This window comes from Spiroplasma endosymbiont of 'Nebria riversi' (assembly GCF_018831625.1).
In the GTDB taxonomy this organism is placed as follows: domain Bacteria; phylum Bacillota_I; class Bacilli_A; order Mycoplasmatales; family Nriv7; genus Nriv7.
In genome coordinates this window covers 1,019,197-1,043,614 of record NZ_CP065193.1, presented here as the reverse complement: position 1 = coordinate 1,043,614, position 24,418 = coordinate 1,019,197, and the positions used below count along the sequence as shown (strand labels likewise).

The window sequence follows — 24,418 nt, the reverse complement described above, 5'->3', positions numbered from 1 at the left end:
CTTAATGTTTCTCCTTTTCTAAAGGTAATCAATAGTTACTAATTTCTGTTGATGAATAAAGGTTCCCTGTTAAAGAATGGTTGTTTTTAGGTTTAATAGGCGGGGGAGTATTCCCTTTAATAGTTCATAAGTTATCTTTATTATTCATAAAGTTATCATTAATAACTGTATTAACATCAATTAATGCTCCAATAGTTTTATTTTTATTGGAAGGAATCTTATTAATAGCATCATTTTCATCATTTAGATTTTTACTTAAAATATTAATTTTAGTTCCTAACAGTGACGAACGAGAAGTTTTAAATATTTTACCTAAAATAGCACTTCATTTATCTTGGTCAAATTCAATGTATTCTTTATATCATTCATTATTTGGTCCATCATCATCTCGTTCTAATCACGCCATCATATCTCAAAATCAAAATCATCAGTTTTCATTATTGTCAATATTATTTTGGGAAAAATCAGTATAAGTTTTAATTTCATTCAAAGGATTAAAACCAGAACTTTCACTTTGAGGATTATCATCAACGCGTTTTTTAAATTCATCAAATAAATATTGTAAATAGGGAGTTTTAGCAAGACGCATATTTACAGGTGAAGTTATTGCCGGATATTTGCCGTCACTTTCTTGATTTTCGCCAATATCACCATCAGCATCATAACCTTTTCGTGAGTCGTCATAACCATTAATTTTAATAAAACGCACTTCATTCGTATCAGCAATAAAAACAACTTTATCAGTACCAATTTTAATTTTTTTAAAAATAATATTTTTGTTGCTATCTTTTCGTTCATCATTTAAAACCTTTAAAAGGGCATTAAAGTCAGTTGGGATACTTCCACCATCAGTACCATCATATGCTAAATCATAAGTCGCTGCTTTAAACATTGGACTAAATTTATCATTAGAACTATCTAAAGTTAATAAATTAGGTAATTGACCAAAGGTTGTTTTGTTATCATCGCTATATAAACCAGCCAATTGTTCAAAAGATTTACTTTTAGCATCACTTAAAAAATCATTAATGTTTTTTAAATTCTTATTTTCATTAAAATCTTTTGTTTCAATGCTATCTTCTAAACCATTTTTGTTTTTACCATCATATTTAAAATTAATTTGAGAAACTAATAACGGTTTTAAATTAAAATATCATTGTTCAGCAATAAATTTTTGCTCTTTACTTAATTTATTTGATTGTTGAGCATCAGGGTTCATCATTATCTTATTGCTCTCATCAAATTTAACAAGGTTTTCTGGCTTAATAGCAAAAGTATTGAAAAGACTTTTAATTTTTTCTTTTAATTCATTATTATCATTAAGTTCATATGCTTTTCTTAACGCTCGGTTCCGAGTTTCGGTTTCGGTTTTGCTACCATATCATAAATCAATGTTAAAATTATCACCATCGCTGTTGATTTTCTTTATTAAATCATTGGCAATTCTTTTAATTTGCTCCATACTATAGCAGTCATAATCAATTTGAAAGTCATTAATAAATTTTTTTCGAAAAGTTTCATAAACATTATTGGGAGTAGAATTATCTAATAATAAATGATCTTTAAATCCTTCTGCACCGCCTCATTTTTTATATTCTTTAGCTTCTTCTTTGGTTTTATTATTTCCTCATTGTTTATGTAAAGTTCCTTCAATATAAGTATTTAAATTGGTCATCATATTATCGTAACTTTTTTTAAATATCGGATCATTTTTTTTGCTTTTAAGAACAGATAGTTGTAAGCGTTTAGTAAACTCAACAAGTTGTTCTTTTTTAATTTCATTAACAATAATGAAATTATTGAAAAGTTGATCAATTGTAATTCGATCTAATTTTCCTGAAAAATCATCTAATTCTTTAAATTTTAATGTCGGTAGGTCAAGAAGTACTTGCGAACCATCATCACCAATAAATTCTCATTTATTGGAGCAAGCTGCTGATGTCATTATTGGACTTATTGATAACGCCAAAGCAAATGGTAAAACTATCTTTTTCTTCATTAATCTCAATCACTCCTTAAATATTAGTTTTCATAAAATATTTAATTTTACAATACATATTATACACTATATGGTAGAAACCATATACATATGACAAGATTTGGGGACGCATAAAGTTTTGTTGGGTGGGTAAAGATTTGAATAATTTTAAAAGAAAAGTAATTATAATTTAATTATTATTTTATTTTAAAAATAAGTAATAAAACAAAATATTTAATATTAACAAACATAATTTTAATAAAAGGTTATAAAAACAACATTAAAATAATTTTTTATAACAAAAATCATACATAGGATATATATACTTAGTTTGCATATTGAAATAATTTATATTAAATGATTATTTTTTCTTTTTTTAAAAATACCTAAGAAAACTAAACGCGACCATTAATAATTTTTCATTGTGTAAAAATTCAATAATATGATAAAATGGTAATGAGTAAAAATGACAATAACAAGAAAGGTGTGGTTAGTTTAGTAATTAAATAATATAATTAGTTGATTGTTTTAATTCTTCAAAGCAATACCTAAGAAAACTAAACGTGTAGAAACCAAAATCTTGTCATATGTATATGGTTTCTACAAAATTAAAAAAAGTATGTAATATACCACAGACTTATGACAAACACAAGAGGTTTTTTAAAAAAGGGATGATAAATTATAAAATAAAGCTGGAATTTCTTAAAATAGTTTATAATTAAATTCCTAGGTAAAGAGAATGTAGATTAATTTTTGGAGAAAGGTAATGGTGTTGTAAATTTTGTTAATTAGTAAAAATTCGCGAAAGGGATTTAATTAATATGAAAAAATTACTAGGAATCTTAGGAATTATAACAATAGCTGGAAGCGGAATGTCGGGCATTGTTGGAAACACCCCAATTTAAGTAAAAAGTGAAATAAATTATTTAAAAACAAATAATTTAGAAAAATTAAATATAATCAAAAGAAGTTGATATAGTAAATCGCGAAATGAAAATAGAATAAATAGTCAGCTTTTTTCAACGGGTAAGCGTAATTATTGACCTTGATTTTCGAGAGATAATTGAGTAAAAATTCAAAAAGCATATAACGAAAGTAATAATTATGATACATTTAAACCTAAATTTATTAATATACTTGACAATATAACTTTTAATCAAAATGAATGTCCTAGAAATCATTATTGGAAAATTGCTAACGCTATCTGAAGTGATTTTTCAGTAATTAATAATGTTTATATGTCTTCAAAAATAAATTATGGGCTTTACATGGAAATTTGGGATGATGCAAAGTTAAACAAAAATAGTGTATCACTACAATGTTTTAATAATTGCCCTAGCAATAAATTTGAAAATATTGAAGAATTTATTAAAAATACTAGTTTAGGGGCTTTAAATGATAATAATCAAAATACAATTCTAACAGTAGTAAAATTCAAAAATTCTAATTTAGATACTTCACAATTAGAAGTAATTTTTAATTTTGTAGAAAACTCTTGATATTTATTGAATATACTTAATTTTAGGTATATTTTTAATATGATAGAGGTGGATAATAATTATGGAAAAAATAATTCAAGAACTAGTAAATACTTTAACAGATGATCAATTTTTAGAATTTTATGAAAAAGTCAAACAACAAGCAGAATTAATAAAAAAACAAAAACGTTTAAATGAAATTGATTAAAAATTTAGAGCGCGAGGTATTAAATTTCCTAAATGTGAATCTTACCATTGCGTTAAAAATGGACATAATTCAGAAGGAAAACAAAAATATTTATATAAAAATTGCCGTGCAAGTTTTGACGCGAAATTTATTGATTCAAATTTCATTGCTAGGGCAATCTAGTAAAACAATTTCTCGTTTTATTAAAACTACATTAAAAACCGCTTGATATAATCGTCAAAAATTAATGAAATCAAAATAATTAGAAAATACCCAATTAAAATTTAAAAAATTATCTGGTAAAATCCAAATCGATGAAATATTTATTAAAGAAATTCATAAAGGAAATTTCAAACATAAAACTGATCCACGAAGAATTTACCTTGACCCATTCGCAACTAATACTAAATGCTGTATTCAAATGGCAGTTGATAATAATAACAATATTTATGTTAAATCCACAAACACCAAACGTTTACAAAAACAATGAGTTATTGAAAATATGAACAAAGAATTAATTAACCAAAATTCAATTATTACTTCTGATATGCAAAAATTATATTTTTTAGTAGCAAAACAAACAGATTCTACTTTATGTGTAACTAAAACAACAATTAATCCTGAAGCTAGTTATCGTAACTTAAATAAAATCAGTAAATTACAATTTAGTCTTAAAGAAGCCTTAATTCATTATCATGGTTTAGGTTTTACTAATATTCAAAATTATTTAAATCTCTGAAAATGAAAATACCAACATAAGTTTTTAACTCCAAACCAATAAACAGCGGTATTATATTTTAATGTATAAAAAATTAAAGTAAAAATAGTAATTTTACATAAAAGCCTTTTAAAATTATCAAGTTGATGATTTTTTTTATTTTATCAAGAGTTTTCGACAAAATTAAAAGAAGTAATTAATAAAACAAATACATCAGCTACAATTAAAGCAAAAAATAATAGCTCTTCTTATTGCGGCAATAAAAAAGTTTCTTTTTCAATCAGACAAGATTTAAATAAATTAATTAAAATAATTAATTTAGAACATATTAATAAAAATAGTGATACAGCTATTTTTAATGAATTAAATTTTTTAAATCCTGATTTAGATATTTTGCAATTAGAAGTAATTAATAAAACAAATACATCAGCTACAATTAAAGCAAAAAATAATAGTAATAAATATTTTGATAAAAAGAAAATTTACTATGTAATAGATAATAAACAAAATAAAATTATTAATTTGAATGAATTAATTAAAAAAAGTATATTTTTAAGTTTTAGAGATAAGAACAAATCAACTACTTTAAAAGAAATTAAAAATATTAATACAAATGATTTAATATATTCAGATGTAACAGTAACAAAAAGTATTGAAACAACATACAATAAAAATAGTAAAAGTATTTGTTTTGGAACAACCACATTATTTCATAATTTACCTGAAAAATAGAATATGAAAACACCGAGTTGTAAATATGCAAAAGAAACAACCGTAAATTCTCAAATTACTACAGGTTTAAGTAAAACAAACAGTGAAGAAAAAAGAACGGAACAAACTTATACTTCAAGTATGGAACATAATTGAAATATTGAATTAAGTACAAGCGGAGGAATATGACCTTTTGCAGAAGTTTCTGCTAATTCCGGAGTCGGAGACAATTATGGTTCTTCAAATACAAATATGTCATCAGAAACAAAAACTTTAAATAATACATTTGATTTTTCAAACAGTAAAACAAATGAATTTAAAGAAATTTCAGAAGTGGAATTACCTTCACAAGAAATTGAAGTTAACCCAAATCAAAAGATTAAGGTTACTGCTTCATTAGATGAAGTTTTAGCACAAGTAATATTAAAATTAACACAAAATATTTATGGTGAAATTATTTCACAAATAACAAACACAAGTAATGAAGAAAAATCATTTAAAATTTCAATTAAAGAAATTATGCAAAAATTAAAAGAATATAATCTTTTACCACAAGAAATTACAATAAATAATGATGACACCATAACTTTTAATGGAAAAGCCAGTTGGTCATTAAAAAAAGGATTTAATGGTAATATTGAGTTTCATGAAGTAAAATAAAAATGATAAAATATTAAGTTTTTTAGGGGTGGGCGCTTCCGTAACCGGAGCAACAAATTAAATATTTTGTAAAAAATAATTATTTAAACTTCTAGAAATTACTTTGTTAAAAATTTTTGTAATGTTTGAAACGGAGTTTTAGTGTTTAATGATGAATGACAGCGTTAAAAGTTATAAAAGTAATAATATTTGTTTAAATAATGTTGAAGTTCATTTTGATTTAATTTTTTATCCTTGGAATAAAATAATTTGTTATAATGTTGGTGGAATCGTTCACGAAACCACGCCAATTAGTTCGCCTCAATCCAATGGGAAGATTGAACGATTCCATTTTTTGAAAGAAAGGTTATAAAAGGCCTTTCTTTTACTTTGTATGCTTTTTTATTACTTCAGTTAGTAGTAGTAAATTCAGGAGCATCATCAGCACGAAGGCGTTTAATTGTTATGCCAAGCGCGCCAAAATCTTTCATTGCTCTTTGCACAGCATTAATAGCATTATTAGGTCCTAAACTATCATGAACATAACCAAGCACTATCCGTGTTATTTCGTAAATGAAATCATAAATGTAATATTTTTTATCAACCGAAAAATTTGATGTGGTAATGATTTTGGCATCCATTTGTAAAAGGCCGATATCAGATACTTCATAACGCTTAAAATGGCGTTTTGTTTGTTTGATTTGCTGTTTTAATTCTTTTCAACGAGGGTCAGATTTAATTCAACGATAAAAAGTCTTGATATTTTTAGGAACTTCTGAATTTTTAATATCATGAAAACCGATTTTTAAATTGTTAAATAAAGACAACATTCCACCGGCTTGAAGATTTTTGTAATCAAAATATAAATCACATACTTTTTCACGATAATTTAAACTATATTGATAATTAAGATTTTGTGGTTTTGTAGTTTTAAACAATAACAAATCTAAATTGTCCGAATAATAAGCAGTTATAATTTTTTGTGCCCAACGATAAAAGGTTTTCGTTGCGTTCTTAAAATATTTTTTAATAAGTTTTGTTAAAGTAGTTTCTTCAATATAAAAATAAGTACATAAATTTAAATATGCAGTAATGCGGTTTTTAGTTTTATAGTAATAAGGATTACGTCAATTAGCTCTTAGTCAGCTTTGGATTTTTGCTTTTAAATCCGCTAAATCAGCTTGGGGAATAATATATTTCATTTTTTTAAACTCCTTAAATTAAGAAAACCATATTACAAAAAATACGATTTTCAAACATATTTATTAAAATTGCTAATTAATTAGGTATTTTTGCTAAAAATGAACTTATAAAATATTGTGGTTTATTTAATTGATATCTATCTAAATAAACAAATGACACTTTAATACTTTCAAGTTTAGGAGTTTCTCAGCCATAAGTAGTCAATATATCTTCAGATGATTTTGGTTTATAAACACCTTCTCGTTTAAAAAAATCCCTTATAGGATTATTAATACTTTGATTTTCGATTAAAAAGCTTTTTTCAAAAATATCATCTGGAAAACGAACACTTTCATCATAAAAAGTTATTCTTCCGGCAAAGCCAAAACTCTCTACATTAAAAATGTATTATTTAAACTAGAAAATTGTAATTTTTTTTCAGAAACATTACTTCTACATCCGAAAATAAACATTACACATACTAAATTTAAAGCTGATAAAAATTTTCACATAAAGAAAAATCCTCCTTTTAAAGGAATTATATTATAAAAAATAATGGCAATATTTAAGAGAACTTTTTTAATATCATTAATAAGATTGCTAACGGCACTACAAATTCAAATAACATCTGAAATGCAGGAATAACTTCAAACACCGGAAAGGCGGTTTTGGTAAAATTAATCGTTGTTTTAGAAATATCCGCAAGGGGGCGAATTAAAAGATTAATCCCCGAAAGACCAAGTAATCAATTTAACACGCTAACAGCAGCATACTGAAATACCACAGGATATAGCAATAAATGATCCCCAATAAGAACAATTAGGCGTCGGAATTAAATCATTCATGTTACCACCACTTATTCCACCACCAATAAAGGCCGTTGAATTCAAAATGTTAAAATCGTATAAAGAATAATGATATTCATTACTTTCATTATTCTTTTTATATAGTGGAAAAGTTCGCGTAAAAATATTAATTCCATACATCACACCAACTTTGGCGTTGTAAAAATGCATTTTATTACTAGTAGCGTTTCATAGTTGGTTATCATACGCTTTTAAAACATTAAAATCTATTTGATAAGAACTTTTACCAGTATTAAAACCATTGGCAATTTGTTTATCTTTAACAAAGAAATGAGAACGAAAAATCATATTCTTACTATTTTCGATTGTTGAACCAAAGTTAATTAAATACTGTTTGGGATAAAAAGTAATTAAGGAACGATAGAAAAAACCCATTTGTAAAACATTTTTAGGAATTTGTTGCATCCCTTTGTAATCTAATTCTACATAAGTAGAAACATCCATATCAAAATTCACATAAAAGAATTGTACAAAAAACTCACCTAAAACTTTATAGATTTTATTAAATAAACAATTAATAAAATAAATAGTTAAATCTTTTTGATAATGGATCATAAAATCTTTAAAATCAGTCTTTAATTTGTCATCATAGCGTAAAAAATGGAAAGTATTACCATAATAATTAATTTGTCCAAAAAAGGTATTGATAAAATTTTTTCCAAATCTTGTTCGCGAGCCAGATTTTCAAAGTGATTTACCATTTTCTAAAAACTCATTATTGCCCACAATACTACCGTGCTCAGTTTTTATAGTAATAACATCACCAAAACCAGAAAAGGAAAGTTCTCTAAAAATAACTTTTTCAATAAAACCGGGTGGATATGAATTTTTGCGACTTAAAATAAATTTACTATTTTGTTTAAAACCATTTAATTTAATTGATATTTCACGCATATATTTAAAATTCTCATCAAAGAAATTAAAAATTGGCACTCAATATAAATAACTATAATTAAATTTATCAAAATCTCGGCGTTGTATCATCAAATAATCTAGTTTATCTTGAAACTGATTATATTGATATTCACCATCTTTTTTAGTCATTTCGGTTGGTAACGGTTACTCCTTATCTTTCTCTGGTTGTAGTGGCGCTTTAGTTGAAAATGAACTTATAAAATATTGTGGTTTATTTAATTGATATCTATCTAAATAAAAAAATGACACTTTAATACTTTCAAGTTTAAGAATTTCTCAGCCATAAGTAGTCAATATATCTTCAGATGGTTTTGATTTATAAACACCTTCTCGTTCAAAAAAATCCCTTATAGGATTATTAATACTTTGATTTTCGATTAAAAAGATTTTTTCAGACATATCATCTGGAAAAAGAACACTTTCATCATAAAAAGTTATTCTTCCGGCAGAGCCGAAACTCTCTACATTAAAAAATGTATTTTTAATGCTAACAAACTCTAATTCACAACTATTGCCGCATTGACTAGGATTAGTTGCTCGTTTTTTTCGTTTCATAAAGTATTGTTCCATATTGGGTTTTGGTGGTTGTTTTGTATCAAAATGGATAGGTTACAATAAGTTGGACCATATTTATGTGGACTTTCAAATAAAATAAAATTATTGATTAAATTTTAAGCACTTTTAAAATTAAAAGATCAGGGGTTGTCCTTATGACAATGCTGTGGCTGAAACAACTTACAAAACTTTTAAAACGGAATTTATTGAGGGTAAAAAATTTGAAAATTTAACATAATTAAAATACGAATTATTTGATTTTGTTAATTGATATAACAACATTCGAATTCACGGCAGCCTAAATTATTTAACGCCTGTTGAATTTAGAAAACAACATTCTACATAAAAAGAGTCCTAAAAAGGGTTGCCATACCAAAAAATGCTCCTAACGGCACCAAACCAATAAAAATTATAATAAATCAAGAAATAATCTTATGCATCTCATCACATCTTAAAACTCTTTTTTATCGCTTTAAAAGCATCAGAAAATTTATACTGTTGATGTTGTGGATATTCACAATTAGCAACTTGCATTTGATGCTTTCTAAAAACTTTATTAAAGTAATAAACCTTAATAATTAACTTAATACCAGTTATTAAAAAATAAATAATTAATAATCAAAGATAAATATTAAAAAATACACTTTGAAAATTTAATGGTATAAAATCTTTAAAAAATTCATTCCCTTTAATTTGAAGAATCGTTAAAAATACTCAAATTATAGTAATAACACTATGAAGTATGATAAAAAAATGTATAAAACTTAAAACGATTTTAAATCATTTAATACTTAATATTTTCTTTAATTTTTTCATTTTTTAACTCCTTAAAATTAAATATATTGTTGATAAAATACAAATCGTTCCTAAAATTTGGAAAATCGGATGTTGATAAAATAACCTTATCATTGGTTTAAACAAATCTAAAATTTTAATATTATTTGATAGAACTTTATTAAAATATTCTAAACCCTCACGCGCATAGGCTCATAAACCTAAAAAGTCATTTAAAGCAAAAATAGAAAAAACAGCAACAAGAATAAATAAAATTATCAATTTAAACATTTTAAAAACCTACCTTTTTATTCGCCGTCCGTGTTGGTTAACTCATGGTCTGTTTTTAGGACTATTACCGCTAAATTTCTTAATTGGACCGCTAGATGATTTTTTCTTAGCTCCTCAATCAGCAACTGATTTTCGATATTTTTTAAGAAAAACAACTTTTGGTCGTTCAATATGAATACCTAAAATGCCACCAATTACAAGATTTATCACAAGCATAATTAGTGGAAAAATAATAATGCGAATATCTGTTCCAGGAATGGTTAAAGTTCAAATTAAATCAAAAACTTTATAAAACATATCGCCAATTAAACTAGCCATTTTTTCTAAGTTTTCCATTTTTTAAAATCCTTTATTTATTTTTCTTCTTCAGATTATTTTTTAACTTAGTAAGTATCTTACTAAATTTTTCCATTTTTAAATATTCTAATGCTTCAATATCCATTACATTATCATTTCAAAATTTATGTTGATAATTATCATTCAAAGCACGATTACTTAATTCACGCAAGAATGATAAATATTTATTATCGTAAAGATTTAAAATTGACATCGGAATTTTCAATTTAAAGAAATAAATATCTAATTCCGGAATGCTACAATACTTGATTTTGCGAACTTTTTTATCATTTTTTGCATTAATCAGAGTTAATTCGTCATTGTTCGTATTCGCTTACCAATTTAAAAGTGCCATAAATAACTTGTAAATAAGGACAAAAGATACTAACTGGTTTTTTACGAATTTCCACAATCACATTATTAGCAATATCACGAACTTTAACTAAGATATGTTCGGCTCGCTGCCCACTTGTTAATACGGTATGGGTAAATTAGCGAGCTGAAGAAAAATATTCTTGTAAACCTTGGTTTACTCCATCATTTTCTTTATAGTCAGTTCTTTCTAAAAATAAGTTAGTTTCATCTCATAACAGCAAATGCTTTTCTTCTAATATCGGGTAATTATAATCTAATAAAGACATATACCCTAATGAAAGCATTTGTTTATCCGTAATCGGAAAAGTAGAAATCATTTTTCAACCGCTTAATAAATAAGAAGCTAAAACCATTAAAGCGGTTTTTCCAGTCCCTAAGGCACCAATTACTGAAATTTAAAGGCGAATTTAATAAGAAATTAATAAAACTACGCCATGCAAAAAAATGAGAAATTTTAGTATATAAAATATACAAAGCAATTAATAAATAATATCAAATAACATTCTTCAACTTTGGGGATTATAATAATGCAAAATCGCATCATAAAATCACGCAATAATAAATAAAGTGCGATTTAAAGCAACAAAATCATATAATCTTAAATTTATTTTTTTAAAAAATAGCATCACTTAAATCACACTTTCTTTATTTTTATTACTATCTGCCTGGTATTAATTTTTCAAACATTTTGAAAGCGATCAAAAATAAACCAATAATCACACCAAGCAAGAAAACTCAATATGTAGCAAAAAAATTAATGACATTTGGCATATTACCACCAATAATATCAGTTCAAATATTACCGAATGCTGTAATTAATGCTTTTCATAAATTAGTAACCACTTGTTCGCCAGTAATTTTTGCTGGTGCATCGACCAAGAAAGTTCCAATCATATAATCACCCCCTTTATAAACAAAATATAATTTAACCTTATAAAATAGGATAACCTTAAATAAGACAATAACTACTAATACCATTCAAAAGGCAATATTTGCTATTAAAAGTCAAAGTAGTTCTTTGGTTAAATCAATTTCTTTACCAGAAACTCACGCCGGAATAGTTGTAATTTGGATAAATAAATCTCAAAAATAAAATTTTGTCATTTCTCAATCTAAATCTTTTCAAACAACTAAAAACATAATAATTACCGCTTAAAAGGTTAAAAGAGTAGAAAAATAATGGCTGAAAACAGCATTACAATTATTAAAATTGAAAACAAAAATACAACTCGGGGTGGTAAATCAGTACTTGGATATATTAATTCAATTAACTCAATAATTACTTTTTTAAACATTTAACAACCAACTTCCTTAATTAATAACATAGCATCAATACAAACCCACGCATCATGAAAAATATCTATCTCTACATGACCAACACCATAATCACGCACTCATACACGATTAGGTTTAGTATTATTATCACCATTAATATATACAGATAACTGCGATACTCTATCTATCTTTTGTTCTTCTTCTGAAGAAGCAATACCATATCATACTTTCACTTTTCTCTTCCTACCTTTTAATTTATCTTTCTTATTTTTAACATTTTTTTAATTTTTTTAATTTTTCTAACCCTTTTTGTACTCTTAATTCGATTAATTTTATTTATTTTTGTATTATAGTTAAATTTAGTCATATCTATGTATTTTTAAAAATATTCTAAATATTTTTTTATTTGTTAATTTCTTCTCCATCTTTTTCTAATAAATTTTTCTTAAATTTTGCAATAAATATTCGTTGTGAATAAGTAAAATCTTTTGGTAACTGTTTTGCTTCACTACCATATTTCTTTTTATCTTTAAAAAACCGATAAATATTAACCACAATATAATATGCTAGTAATAATGTTAAAATTGTAAAAAATACTAATCCAAATATACTCATCTTTCTTTTCTCCTTAATTTTCTAATCTTTTAATATGCAATATCAACACAAAGTCAATTATCACCGACTAAATCAGTTCTAACAGATTCAACTGCAGATTTAGACGCTCAAATTTTTTGTTCTAATCCAGTTTTTTTATTAATAGAATATATAAACTTTCGACAATAATTTTTAGGTGGTTCATCCCCACTAACTCACATTTTCATTTCTAAAACTCCAAAACTATTTTTTACTACACAAAATCAAAAAATTGCAATAACTTAGTTAAATAACTCAACTAACATCGATAATTAACGGGCGGAGCATACGCTTTCCGCACCGTTTAAACACCATAAAAACCAACTAAGATATTTTTTTATTTATCCCTATTCTTAAAACACCGTAAAACATTTTTAAAATAATCAAAACTTACAACCTTTTTATCATATTCTTTTTCAGCAACAAAAAAACCTAACAACTCATGACCTAAAATCAAACTAGATTCTTGGCCTTTACTATTAACAAAAACCAACTGATATTCACCATCTTTAATTATTCCAATACAAATAGACTTCTCATATTTTCCTTTATAAACAAATCGTTTTGAAAATCAAATACCAGTAGATTCATACAATCACGGAATTGCCGGAGCTTTAATAAGTACTGCATTTTGCGTTTCTTTTAAAAGATATTTTTCAGTATTTAAAAAAATATTTTCAATGTTTCGCATACACATAACTCCTTACAAATATATTTAGTTTATTACTATCAAGGCACAAAAAAAATACAAGGCTTAAATAAAAATAATAAATATTAATTTAACCTTATATTTCTTGTAATAAATAAATGAGCTCGTATTTATTTATTAATTAACAGCAAGTTTGTATAAACCAAAATCTTGTCATATGTATATTTTAATTTTGTCGAAAAATCTTGATAAAATTAAAACATTATTTTATAAATTTACTTTATACATCCCTCCTCTATTAGCTATGCTCCTTTCTAATAACAAGACTGCTATTTAATTAAATTTCATTAAGAATTTCTAATGAAAGATACTTTTAGAAACATATTTTTAGTTAAAGAAAAAAGAGATCTAGATTATATCTAGACTCCTGAAAACTTTATACGTCCTATAAAGGAAAGTGCATTTATGATAATATTTTAATTTAAATAAAAATGGGGCGACTGATGGGAATTGAACCCACGAATGTTGGTTCCACAAACCAATGCGATAACCATTACGCCACAGTCGCCATATATAATGGTTTTTATTAACCGATAAAATTATATAACTATTTTAAAAGAATGTAAACTTATTCGTAAAAAAAGGTCGCGTTTAGTTTTCTTAGATATTGCTTTGAAGAAATAAAACAATCAGCTAATTATATTATTTAATTACTAAACTAACCCCGCCTTTCTTGTTATTGTCATTTTTATTTGTTACCATTTTATCATATTATTGAATTTTTACACAATGAAAAATTATTAATGGTCGCGTTTAGTTTTCTTAGGTATTTTTAAAAAAAGAAAAAATAATCATTTACTATAAATTATTTATAAATTATTTCAATATGCAAATTAAGTATATATATCCTATGTATGATTTTTGTTGTAAAAAATTATTTTAATGTTGTTTTTATAACCTTTTATTAAAATTATGTTTGTTAATATTAAATATTTTGTTTTATTACTTATTTTTAAAATAAAATTTTAATTTTGTAGAAAACTCTTGATAAAATAAAAAAATCATCAACTTGATAATTTTAAAAGGATTTTATGTAAAATTACTATTTTTACTTTAATTTTTTATACACTAAAATATAATACCGCTGTTTGTTGGTTTGGAGTTAAGCCCTTATGTTGGTATTTTCATTTTCAGAGATTTAAATAATTTTGAATATTAGTAAAACCTAAACCATGATAACGAATTAAGGCTTCTTTAAGACTAGATTGTAATTTACTGATTTTATTTAAGTTACGATAACTAGCTTCAGGATTAATTGTTGTTTTAGTTACACATAAAGTAGAGTTTGTTTGTTTTGCTACTAAAAAATATAATTTTTGCATATCAGAAGTAATAATTGAATTTTGGTTAATTAATTCTTTGTTCATATTTTCAATAACTCATTGTTTTTGTAAACGTTTGGTGTTTGTGGATTTAACATAAATATTGTTATTATTATCAACTGCCATTTGAATACAACATTTAGTATTAGTTGCGAATGGGTCAAGGTGAATTCTTCGTGGATCAGTTTTATGTTTGAAATTTCCTTTATGAATTTCTTTAATAAATATTTCATCGATTTGGATTTTACCAGATAATTTTTTAAATTTTAATTGGGTATTTTCTAATTGTTTTGATTTAATTAATTTTTGACGATTATATCAAGCAGTTTTTAATGTAGTTTTAATAAAACGAGAAATTGTTTTACTAGATTGTCCCAGCAATGAAATTTGAATCAATAAATTTCATTGTTCATAATTTAAATGACTTCAATAAATAAAATGATTACGAAAAGCGTCAAAACTTGCACGGCAATTTTTACATAAATATTTTTGTTTTCCTTCTGAATTATGTCCATTTTTAACGCAATGGTAAGATTCACATTTAGGGCATTTAAATACCTTACCTTGTGTTCTAAATTTTTGATCAATTTCATTTAAACGTTTTTGTTTTTTTTTTATTAATTCTGCTTGTTGTTTGACTTTTTCATAAAATTCTAAAAATTGATCATCTGTTAAAGTATTTACTAGTTCTTGAATTATTTTCTCCATAATTATTATCCACCTCTACCATATTAAAAATATACCTAAAATTAAGTATATTCAATAAATATCAAGAGTTTTCTGCAAAATTAAAACAAATTTTTAATTAAGGCGGTATGTAATTTTATTACAACAAGGAAATAAAGAGTGATTTATAAATGAAAGAAAAAGGTTATTATGATTTATTATTAAAATTATTCAAATCTTTACCCTCCTAACAAAACTTTATGCCTCCGTAAAATCGCTAAGATTAACTTAGTGATAAAATATATGGTTTTTCTAAATTATTTTTTAAAGTTTCTAAAAATTGTCCCGCATCATAAATATCAATAGCTCGTTGATCAACTGTTAATGTTATATTCATCATATGTCTAATAGTCACGCTTTGACCATAAACAACAGGTTTTCTTAAAATCTTACCAATCCCCATAACCGCAACATTAGGATAAAAAATTGGTGAAATACCTGAATTTGCGCCAACCATTCCAAAATTAGTAATAGTAATGGTACTACCAACAAATTCAAGGTCATTTGTTTTCCTTGCCCGAATCCTTTGATCAGATTGCTCTATATCAGTTGCTAACTGTGCTATTGATAACTTATCAACTAATCTAATAACTGGAGTTTGTAAACCGTCAGCATATTGTCGAGCAATAGCAATATTATGATATCTCTTAATAACTAATTCATTAGTATCAGCATCATAACTAGCATTAAGTTTTGGATATTCTTCTAAACTTAAAGATATTGCTTTAATTATAAATACCATTGAATTCAACCGTGTCTTACTATTGTTACTATGCGAAGACATCCTTTCACAAAGAGCAATGACATTATTCATATCAACTTCACAATTTAATGTTAAATGCGGAACATATTTATTACTTAATATCAACGCTTCCACAGCACTATTTCTTGCTTTTGAAAGCATTTTTCTAGTTTCTAAATGACCACTCTTTTGTTCAGCAGAATGATTAATTTCAATGTTAACACCATTATCATTGATTAAATTTTCATTCTTTAAATTATTTTCTAATGGGATAATTAAATTTTGTTTAGCAATCTTTTCTAACTGTTCTTGAGATAATGAATTAAAAGATTGTTGCATATCAGTATGATAAGAAGCAATTAATTGTGGATTAATAATTGGAACATATTTTGGCGGAATAAATACTGGTTGATGAAAATAACTAGGTACATATTGATGACCTGAATTTTTCAACATATTATTTATTCCTTGATTACTTTGTTGAGTATTTATATTTTCATCAGTTAATTCATAAATTAATTCTTTTAAATTTACTTCTGACTGAGAAACAGCAGCTTTGTCTTGCTCAGTATTTTTTTCTTGATATCCTAATGATTGATATTGACTTTTAATAGTTTCTTTAGTTTCTAGTTTATCATCTACTTCTTCAGAAATTATTTTATTAATTTCTTCAATATTACTATCATTATTAATTTTACCTTTTTGAATTAAATCAATTTTTTTATAAATAGTATTCCGAGCATTATCAACAAAAGAAGCATTTGCATCACTTGATTGCGTTTTACTTTCTTTAACTGTAACAACTTGTTCTTGCAAATTATTCATTCGCTTCATAATTATTTCCCGAAATGATAACGGTTTTTCATTTTTCTTTATTAACTCTTCTGAAGTTGTTTTTGAACTTAAATTATTTTCAGACAATGGAGTTTTTTCTTGAATATCATTTAATTTATTTAAAATTCTTTGACGAAATTTAGAAATACCAGATTCATTTTTTTCTTGCATATCACTAATAACACTATTAGAATTAATAATACTTTTGTTTTTTTCAATTACTTGATGTGGAGATTTAGGTTTTGGCGTTGGCGATAATTTTTGATTAATAACTTTTTTTTCAAATTCTGCTGTAAAACCCTTTTCTAAATGTGATTGATTTTCTGATAAATTAAATTTTAATTCTTGCTCTTGTTCTTCTCAATTAGAGGGTAGCTTTTTTGATGACGATTTTATTGGTTTTACTGATTTTTCAGAGACAGTTTCTTTCAACATAATCTTCATTTTAACAACAACATCACCGCGTTTAACACTATCGCCCTCAGCAACAAATAATTTTTCAATATCACCATCAAATAAAGTACTAACAGGAATCTCTTGACCTTCACAGTTAACAAGCAAAATATTTTGAAAGGCTTTAACATGACTCCCTTGTTCAACTAAAATTTGCTTAATAGCACCATATTTGCTTGGTAAATTATTTAACTTAATTTTAATCATTAAAGCCTCCTCTTAACTTTTATCTTATTTTAACATTTATTACTATTTATTGTATCAAATAATTTTTTAATTTTGTCGAAAACTCTTTTTAATTTTGTCGAAAACTCTTGATAAAATAAAAAAAATCATCAACTTGATAATTTTAAAAGGCTTTTATGTAAAATTACTATTTTTACTTTAATTTTTTATACATTAAAATATAATACCGCTGTTTGTTGGTTTGGAGTTAAACCCTTATGTTGATATTTTCATTTTCAGAGATTTAAATAATTTTGAATATTAGTAAAACCTAAACCATGATAACGAATTAAGGCTTCTTTAAGACTAGATTGTAATTTACTGATTTTATTTAAGTTACGATAACTAGCTTCAGGATTAATTGTTGTTTTAGTTACACATAAAGTAGAATTTGTTTGTTTTGCTACTAAAAAATATAATATTTGCATATCAGAAGTAATAATTGAATTTTGGTTAATTAATTCTTTGTTCATATTTTCAATAACTCATTGTTTTTGTAAACGTTTGGTGTTTGTGGATTTAACATAAATATTGTTATTATTATCAACTGCCATTTGAATACAACATTTAGTATTAGTTGCGAATGGGTCAAGGTGAATTCTTCGTGGATCAGTTTTATGTTTGAAATTTCCTTTATGAATTTCTTTAATAAATATTTCATCGATTTGGATTTTACCAGATAATTTTTTAAATTTTAATTGGGTATTTTCTAATTGTTTTGATTTAATTAATTTTTGACGATTATATCAAGCAGTTTTTAATGTAGTTTTAATAAAACGAGAAATTGTTTTACTAGATTGCCCCAGCAATGAAATTTGAATCAATAAATTTGATTGTTCATAATTTAAATGACTTCAATAAATAAAATGATTACAAAAAGCGTCAAAAATTGCACGGCAATTTTTACATAAATATTTTTTTTTCCTTCTGAATTATGTCCATTTTTAACGCAATGGTAAGATTCACATTTAGGGCATTTAATACCTTGTGCTCTAAATTTTTGATCAATTTCATTTAAACGTTTTTGTTTTTTTATTAATTTTGCTTGTTGTTTGACTTTTTCATAAAATTCTAAAAATTGATCATCTGTTAAAGTATTTACTAGTTCTTGAATTATTTTTTCCATAATTATTATCCACCTCTATCATATTAAAAATATACCTAAAATTAGGTATATTTAATAAATATCAAGAGTTTTCTACAAAATTAAAAAGTAATTTTATTGAAACGAATTTTTTACTACTTTTAAATAATATATTACTTTATTTTGTTTAATAAATTTCTTCTCATACTCTGTTAAAAACATGCTAGATAAACTATCTTGCTCTTGAACTAATAATTTTCAATTAGAATCACTCCTCAAACTATTAATAGTAAAGTCAAACAATATCGCATTATCAGTACGAATTAAAATTCTACCTGAATTAACAAGAATATTTTTATATGCTAATAAAAATTTAGGGTGCGTTAACCTTCTTTTATAATGTTTTTTCTTTGGTCACGGATCAGAAAAATTAAGATATATTTCAGTAATTTCATTAATAGCAAATATAGTTAAAATATTATTAGCATCAATTTGAACAAATTTTAAGTTATTAGGGATTTTTTCTAATGCTACCACTTTCTTTACTGCTACCATTAATACTACTCCCGATTTTTCAATGGCAATAAAATTTATCATTGGATATTTATGTGCCATAGCAATAATAAAATTTCCTTTACCACATCCAATTTCTAAATGACAAGGTTGAGTATTATTAAAAATTTTTGATGATCAATTACCTTGATAAGTTTGGGGCTCTTGAATAACAATTTGATAATTATTTTTTAAAAATATTTTTGCTTGCGGATTATTTCGTAATCTCATATTATTCTCCTATCTATTAAGTAACAAAAAATAGTAAAGCGATAGAAAAAAAGATTGTTGTTGATACACAGTCAATAATCGTTGTTACCAAAGGAGCAGCCATAACAGCTGGATCCATTCTTAATAATTTTGCAATAATTGGTAAAATTCCTCCCGCTACTTTAGAAATAATAATAACGATTCATAAAGATAATGAAATTGTAATCATTGAAGCTCACTGATCTCAATGTAAAACACCATCATATTTAATAAGATTAATAATAATCATTCTAATAAAGTTAAAGCAAATTAAAATTAAACCAACAAAAAAAGATATTCTTAACTCTTTCCAAACAACTTGCCCATAATCTTTAACTGTAACATCACCTAATGATAATGCACGCACAATAGTCGTTGATGCTTGACTTCCGGAATTTCCTCCCGTATCAGCAATAATTGGTAATAACGGTACTAATAAAATTAAAAACTTATTAGATAAATCACTACTATTTTTATTAGCACCAAATAAAGGTAAAAAAGCATCAATAACTAATTCCGAGAAAGTAGCTGACACTAATAAAAATAACAACCAAAATATTCGCGAACGAACAATTCTTCAAACCGGAGTTTTTAAATATAACATCTCAGTTGGTTTAATCGCAGCCAACTTTTCAATATCTTCTGTTGCTTCTTCTTCCATAACATCTAAAATATCATCAACAGTAATAATTCCAATTAACACATTTTGCTTATTAACAACAGCAACTTCATTTAAATCATATTTTTGAACAATATTAGCAACTAATTCTTGATCACTATGAGCATCAACACTAACAACATTAGTTTCCATTACACTATTAACTTCTTCTTTACTATTAGCAAAAACTAAATTTCTTAAACTAATAACTCCTAATAACTTATTCTTACTATCAGTAACATAATACTTATCACTATTTTCTGGTCTTTCACCCAGTTGTTTCACTTTTTCCAATGCTTGAACAACTTTCTCATGTTGAAGCAACTGCACAAAATCAACTGACATAATTGAACCAGCACTATTTTCTTCATAATTTAATAAGATATTAATTTCTTTTCTTTTATCACGCGATGCATTGATAATAAGCTTTTTAACAACTTCTTCAGGTATTTGTTCTAATAATTCAACAATATCATCAACATATAATTGATTAACAATTTGCGTTATTTCCGTATTATTTAACTCATTTAATAACATTATTTTTATTTCCGTATCAAGATTAATAAAAACTTCACTAGCTATTTTTGAATCTAACAACCTTACTAAATATAAAACTTCACTAAGATTTTCCGTTTTATTAATTATATCAGCTAAATCAGCACTATGCAAATTTTTTAAAATTTTTTCTAAGCTTTTCTTATCATTAATATTAACTAATTTTTGCAAATTGCTAATATTTATTTGCAATAACGACTTATTATTAATAGACACTAGCATTTTACCTCACAACAATGTTATTTTACTATTTATGTAATATTAATTATATCTTGTTTAACAATAAAAGTCTTTTGTTATTTAAATATAAAATAAAAAGTAAACAATAAGTTTACTTTTTATTTTATATTTACATTTATGGTGGAGATGGTGGGAATTGAACCCACGTCCAAAAATAAGTCCCAATTAACATCTACAGTTTATTTTATTCAAGAAAAGTTCATTAAAGAAAAATATGAATAAACAAGTAATATCTCTAACTAGTTAATAGAATTTCAACATTGCTTATTAACATCACAATATCTAGTTTATCAAGTATCAACATTAAACTAGCCTAGATAAACTTACGCTAAAATAATGTGCTATTTATATCCTTTAAAAGGTTGAATTAAGCAACTAATTTTGCCTCAACAAAGTTATGATTTAACATATATGTTGGAATAGCTTGATGTTCTTTTTTATTTCCGGTTATAACACCTCGAAGTAGATAAGGTTTACCACACCACTGCAGTTAATTGTTTGTTATTTCTGTCGAATCCAGTGCACCCCCATAGGTATATTATATCAAATTTATGAAATCTTTTGAATTTTTCGTTCCACATCGCGTTTTTTAATAATCTCTCTTTTATCATAAAGTTTTTTAGCTTTTGCTAACGCAATTTCAATTTTAACTAAACCCTTACTATTAAAATATATTTTAGTAGGAACTAATTGTAAATTTTGCAATTTCATTTTCGCTCCCAACTTTAAAATCTGTTTTTTGTGCAATAATAACTTTCTTGAACGATTAGGGTCCGGTTTAGCACTTGATGCATAAGCATAAGTACTAATATGTAAATTTAAAATTAGTGCTTCTTGATTTCTAATCAAAACATAACTTTCTTGTAATGAAACATTAGATTCTCTTAAAGATTTAACCTCAGAACCTTGCAATGCAATTCCGGCTTCATAACTATCTATTAATTCATAATTAAATCGTGCTTTACGATTTGAAGCAATTATTTTCATTGTTTAAACCTACCATTACCATTACCATTTTTAAAATCTTTAAGGGTAAAATCAATTTTTCTTTCTAACTTACTAGCGTGCTTAACCTCAATATTAACAATTTGTCCAAGATAATATTCTTTTCTTGTTCTTTCACCAACTAAACGCATTGTTTTCTCATTATAGTTATAATAATCATTTCGCATATCACTAACACGAACCAATCCTTCAATAGTATTTTCTAATTCTACAAAAATCCCAAAATTAGTAACTGAACTAACAATTCCTGAAAATATTTTTCCAATTTGTGTTTCCATATATTCAGCTTTTTTCATTTGTTCTACTGCTCTTTCACATTCTAATGCTTTCAAATCAGAAATACTAGACTGTTCGGCTTGATTTTGTAAAATCGCTGTATACTTATCAACAATAACATTATTAATTTGTTTTTCAAAAAGATATTTTCTTAACATCCGATGAACAATTAAATCTGGATAACGACGAATTGGTGATGTAAAATGAGTATAACAGTCACTTGCTAAACCAAAATGCCCAATATTATTAATATCATAACGCGCTTTTTCCATACTTCTTAAAAACAAAGTAGCAATAACTTGAAATCAAGGTTTATCTTTAATATTTTCCAAAGTTAATTGTAAATCTTTAGCATAAACATTCTCAACTTTACCCTTAATGTTATAACCCATTATTTTTAATACATTATACACTTCTCTTAATTTTTTAATTTTTGGTTTATCATGAATGCGATAAATAAATGGCAAATTCATTCAATAAATAGTGCTAGCCACCGTTTCGTTAGCCCGAATCATAAAATCCTCAATTAACATTTCTGCTGTTGCCCGATTTCTCAAAGAAATATCACTAATTTTGCCATTTTGATTAATAATTAATTTAGCTTCATTTAAATTAAAATCAATAACCCCGGCTTGCTCTTTATATTTTCTTAAAATATGATGTAAATCACGAGCAATTAAAAGCATTTGATAAATTTCAGGATGAGTTTTAATAAAATCTGGATTTTGATTACTAAAAGCTAAATTTACTTCATCATACGACATTCTTCGCTTAGTTTTAATAACTGCTGGATATATTTCATTACTAATAGTTTCACCAATAGCATTAATTTCCATTTCACAAACTATCGTTAACCGCATCTCATTTTCATTTAAAGAACAAATACCATTTGATAATTGTGTTGGTAACATCGCAATAACACGATCAACTAAATAAACGGAAGTCCCACGAATAAAAGCTTCTTTATCTAAAGCACTATTCTCAGCAACATAATGTGCCACATCAGCAATCGCAACAAATAATTTATAATTTCCATTATCCAACTTAACAACATTAATAGCATCATCTAAATCTTTAGCGTCACTACCATCAATAGTAATAAATAAATTATTTTGTAAATCTCTCCGACCAATTAATTCTTCAGCCATTACCAATGGCGAGATTTTTTTTACTTCATTTAATGTCGCATCATCAAATTTTGTCTTAACAAAAAACTCGTGAACAACAGCGATGACATCAATTCCAGGGGTATTAATATTACCAATAATATCCTGAATTTCCAATGATACCAATTGATTTTTACTAACAGACAATATTTTAGCAATAACAATCGTATCAACAATTGCCATATTTAAATTACTAACTACAAGGACTAAATGTTGCAATTTAATATTATTAATTTTTAAAAATTTTGTTTTATTTGCTTCATTAAAACAAACAGTAGCAACAACCGTCGTTAAAGGCCTTTTTAATACTTCAATTACCCGAGCCTCAAAATGTCGAGCATCATTTTGCTTAATATTTTTAGTAGCAAATAAAACTTCATCCATATCTAAACAGCCATTTAAGTCTTGTGATTTAACAAAATACTCTTGATTATCCTTAGTTTTAATAAAACCAAAACCCTTAGAATGCAGTTGAATAATACTAGTAAGTAATTGATTTTGTAAATTTAAGAAATATTCATTATTACTATTAACTTTTAAAACATCATTAATTATTAATTCCTTAAGTTCCAACACCATTAATTCATATTGTTCTTTATTAGTAATTTCAAGATAATTACTAATTTCTAACTTTGAAAGGGTTCGCTTTTCATTTTTTAAAATATTTAAAATTTTTTGCTTCATATACTCTCCATCAGTCATTAAACTA

General features: G+C 25.4%; 29 protein-coding genes, 1 tRNA gene, 1 other RNA gene and 1 pseudogene. 6 read left to right on the top strand and 26 right to left on the bottom strand.

Features of this window, described 5'->3' with window-relative positions:
- Position 1: 1 nt before the first annotated feature.
- Entirely contained in the window at positions 2-1,999 is a 1,998-nt protein-coding gene (locus I5Q57_RS06745) for a hypothetical protein (protein ID WP_215825809.1), read from the bottom strand.
- 1,539 nt (positions 2,000-3,538) lie between these two features.
- Between I5Q57_RS06745 and I5Q57_RS09735 the strand changes: the two genes are divergently transcribed.
- The 5 genes from I5Q57_RS09735 to I5Q57_RS06725 all read left to right on the top strand — a co-directional run bounded on the left by I5Q57_RS09735 (position 3,539) and on the right by I5Q57_RS06725 (position 5,732).
- Positions 3,539-3,664, top strand: a complete 126-nt coding sequence (locus I5Q57_RS09735; protein ID WP_256444882.1) for a hypothetical protein — start codon at positions 3,539-3,541, stop codon at positions 3,662-3,664.
- Between the two features lie 18 nt (positions 3,665-3,682).
- Positions 3,683-3,826, top strand: coding sequence for an IS1/IS1595 family N-terminal zinc-binding domain-containing protein (locus I5Q57_RS10115; RefSeq protein ID WP_440137655.1), 144 nt, complete (start codon positions 3,683-3,685; stop codon positions 3,824-3,826).
- Between the two features lie 238 nt (positions 3,827-4,064).
- Positions 4,065-4,424, top strand: a complete 360-nt coding sequence (locus I5Q57_RS06735) for a hypothetical protein (RefSeq protein WP_215825807.1) — start codon at positions 4,065-4,067, stop codon at positions 4,422-4,424.
- A gap of 330 nt (positions 4,425-4,754) precedes the next feature.
- Positions 4,755-5,093 (top strand): hypothetical protein, encoded by a 339-nt coding sequence (locus I5Q57_RS06730; protein WP_215825806.1) that lies wholly within the window; start codon positions 4,755-4,757, stop codon positions 5,091-5,093.
- Positions 5,094-5,096: 3 nt separating this feature from the next.
- Positions 5,097-5,732 carry an ETX/MTX2 family pore-forming toxin gene (locus tag I5Q57_RS06725; RefSeq protein WP_215825805.1) on the top strand — a complete coding sequence of 212 codons (636 nt, stop codon included), beginning with the start codon at positions 5,097-5,099 and terminating at the stop codon, positions 5,730-5,732.
- Between the two features lie 290 nt (positions 5,733-6,022).
- On the opposite strand, the gene I5Q57_RS06720 is transcribed toward I5Q57_RS06725, so the two are convergent.
- The 4 genes from I5Q57_RS06720 to I5Q57_RS06705 all read right to left on the bottom strand — a co-directional run bounded on the left by I5Q57_RS06720 (position 6,023) and on the right by I5Q57_RS06705 (position 9,229).
- On the bottom strand, positions 6,023-6,913 hold the full coding sequence (locus I5Q57_RS06720) for an IS481 family transposase (protein ID WP_215825804.1): 891 nt from the start codon (positions 6,911-6,913) through the stop codon (positions 6,023-6,025).
- 545 nt (positions 6,914-7,458) lie between these two features.
- Positions 7,459-7,650 carry a hypothetical protein gene (locus tag I5Q57_RS06715; RefSeq protein ID WP_215825803.1) on the bottom strand — a complete coding sequence of 64 codons (192 nt, stop codon included), beginning with the start codon at positions 7,648-7,650 and terminating at the stop codon, positions 7,459-7,461.
- A 1-nt stretch (position 7,651) separates the two neighbouring features.
- Entirely contained in the window at positions 7,652-8,803 is a 1,152-nt protein-coding gene (locus I5Q57_RS06710) for a hypothetical protein (RefSeq protein ID WP_215825802.1), read from the bottom strand.
- 15 nt (positions 8,804-8,818) lie between these two features.
- Entirely contained in the window at positions 8,819-9,229 is a 411-nt protein-coding gene (locus I5Q57_RS06705; protein ID WP_215825801.1) for a hypothetical protein, read from the bottom strand.
- A gap of 142 nt (positions 9,230-9,371) precedes the next feature.
- Between I5Q57_RS06705 and I5Q57_RS09475 the strand changes: the two are divergent.
- Positions 9,372-9,575: pseudogene (locus I5Q57_RS09475) on the top strand (IS3 family transposase); the annotation flags it as partial.
- A gap of 86 nt (positions 9,576-9,661) precedes the next feature.
- Here I5Q57_RS09475 and I5Q57_RS06700 read toward each other — a convergent pair.
- The 21 genes from I5Q57_RS06700 to rnr form a co-directional block, all read right to left on the bottom strand.
- Positions 9,662-10,045, bottom strand: coding sequence for a hypothetical protein (locus tag I5Q57_RS06700; protein WP_215825800.1), 384 nt, complete (start codon positions 10,043-10,045; stop codon positions 9,662-9,664).
- Positions 10,046-10,048: 3 nt separating this feature from the next.
- Positions 10,049-10,294 (bottom strand): hypothetical protein, encoded by a 246-nt coding sequence (locus I5Q57_RS06695; RefSeq protein ID WP_215825799.1) that lies wholly within the window; start codon positions 10,292-10,294, stop codon positions 10,049-10,051.
- 9 nt (positions 10,295-10,303) lie between these two features.
- Entirely contained in the window at positions 10,304-10,630 is a 327-nt protein-coding gene (locus I5Q57_RS06690; protein ID WP_215825798.1) for a hypothetical protein, read from the bottom strand.
- 13 nt (positions 10,631-10,643) lie between these two features.
- On the bottom strand, positions 10,644-10,844 hold the full coding sequence (locus tag I5Q57_RS06685; RefSeq protein ID WP_215825734.1) for a hypothetical protein: 201 nt from the start codon (positions 10,842-10,844) through the stop codon (positions 10,644-10,646).
- Between the two features lie 277 nt (positions 10,845-11,121).
- The gene (locus I5Q57_RS06680) at positions 11,122-11,322 is read right to left on the bottom strand and encodes a hypothetical protein (RefSeq protein WP_215825797.1); all 201 of its coding nucleotides are present in this window, start codon (positions 11,320-11,322) and stop codon (positions 11,122-11,124) included.
- A 162-nt stretch (positions 11,323-11,484) separates the two neighbouring features.
- On the bottom strand, positions 11,485-11,634 hold the full coding sequence (locus I5Q57_RS06675) for a hypothetical protein (protein WP_215825796.1): 150 nt from the start codon (positions 11,632-11,634) through the stop codon (positions 11,485-11,487).
- Positions 11,635-11,662: 28 nt separating this feature from the next.
- Positions 11,663-12,145, bottom strand: coding sequence for a hypothetical protein (locus tag I5Q57_RS06670; RefSeq protein WP_215825795.1), 483 nt, complete (start codon positions 12,143-12,145; stop codon positions 11,663-11,665).
- 155 nt (positions 12,146-12,300) lie between these two features.
- Positions 12,301-12,513, bottom strand: coding sequence for a hypothetical protein (locus I5Q57_RS06665; protein WP_215825794.1), 213 nt, complete (start codon positions 12,511-12,513; stop codon positions 12,301-12,303).
- 169 nt (positions 12,514-12,682) lie between these two features.
- Positions 12,683-12,895: a hypothetical protein gene (locus I5Q57_RS06660; RefSeq protein ID WP_215825793.1), complete on the bottom strand. Its 213-nt coding sequence runs from the start codon at positions 12,893-12,895 to the stop codon at positions 12,683-12,685.
- A gap of 29 nt (positions 12,896-12,924) precedes the next feature.
- The gene (locus tag I5Q57_RS06655; RefSeq protein ID WP_215825792.1) at positions 12,925-13,101 is read right to left on the bottom strand and encodes a hypothetical protein; all 177 of its coding nucleotides are present in this window, start codon (positions 13,099-13,101) and stop codon (positions 12,925-12,927) included.
- A gap of 149 nt (positions 13,102-13,250) precedes the next feature.
- Positions 13,251-13,604 carry a hypothetical protein gene (locus tag I5Q57_RS06650; protein ID WP_215825791.1) on the bottom strand — a complete coding sequence of 118 codons (354 nt, stop codon included), beginning with the start codon at positions 13,602-13,604 and terminating at the stop codon, positions 13,251-13,253.
- 450 nt (positions 13,605-14,054) lie between these two features.
- Positions 14,055-14,130 (bottom strand) — tRNA-His (locus I5Q57_RS06645).
- A gap of 553 nt (positions 14,131-14,683) precedes the next feature.
- Complete coding sequence (locus I5Q57_RS06640; RefSeq protein WP_215825790.1) at positions 14,684-15,652, bottom strand: IS1/IS1595 family N-terminal zinc-binding domain-containing protein; 969 nt, start codon at positions 15,650-15,652, stop codon at positions 14,684-14,686.
- A 241-nt stretch (positions 15,653-15,893) separates the two neighbouring features.
- Complete coding sequence (locus I5Q57_RS06635) at positions 15,894-17,906, bottom strand: 2-oxo acid dehydrogenase subunit E2 (protein ID WP_215825789.1); 2,013 nt, start codon at positions 17,904-17,906, stop codon at positions 15,894-15,896.
- A gap of 185 nt (positions 17,907-18,091) precedes the next feature.
- Entirely contained in the window at positions 18,092-18,748 is a 657-nt protein-coding gene (locus I5Q57_RS06630; protein ID WP_215825788.1) for a transposase, read from the bottom strand.
- A 20-nt stretch (positions 18,749-18,768) separates the two neighbouring features.
- A complete protein-coding gene (locus tag I5Q57_RS06625) occupies positions 18,769-19,050 on the bottom strand; it encodes a hypothetical protein (RefSeq protein WP_215825787.1) in 282 nt (93 codons plus the stop codon).
- A gap of 93 nt (positions 19,051-19,143) precedes the next feature.
- Positions 19,144-19,791 (bottom strand): tRNA (guanosine(46)-N7)-methyltransferase TrmB, encoded by a 648-nt coding sequence (gene trmB, locus I5Q57_RS06620; protein WP_215825786.1) that lies wholly within the window; start codon positions 19,789-19,791, stop codon positions 19,144-19,146.
- 16 nt (positions 19,792-19,807) lie between these two features.
- Complete coding sequence (gene mgtE / locus I5Q57_RS06615) at positions 19,808-21,238, bottom strand: magnesium transporter (RefSeq protein WP_215825785.1); 1,431 nt, start codon at positions 21,236-21,238, stop codon at positions 19,808-19,810.
- A gap of 142 nt (positions 21,239-21,380) precedes the next feature.
- Positions 21,381-21,791: a transfer-messenger RNA gene (gene ssrA / locus I5Q57_RS06610) on the bottom strand.
- Positions 21,792-21,811: 20 nt separating this feature from the next.
- The gene (gene smpB, locus I5Q57_RS06605; RefSeq protein ID WP_215825784.1) at positions 21,812-22,249 is read right to left on the bottom strand and encodes an SsrA-binding protein SmpB; all 438 of its coding nucleotides are present in this window, start codon (positions 22,247-22,249) and stop codon (positions 21,812-21,814) included.
- Positions 22,240-24,411, bottom strand: coding sequence for a ribonuclease R (gene rnr, locus I5Q57_RS06600; protein WP_246534684.1), 2,172 nt, complete (start codon positions 24,409-24,411; stop codon positions 22,240-22,242). The genes smpB and rnr overlap by 10 nt, the downstream gene beginning before the upstream one ends.
- Positions 24,412-24,418: the final 7 nt, after the last annotated feature.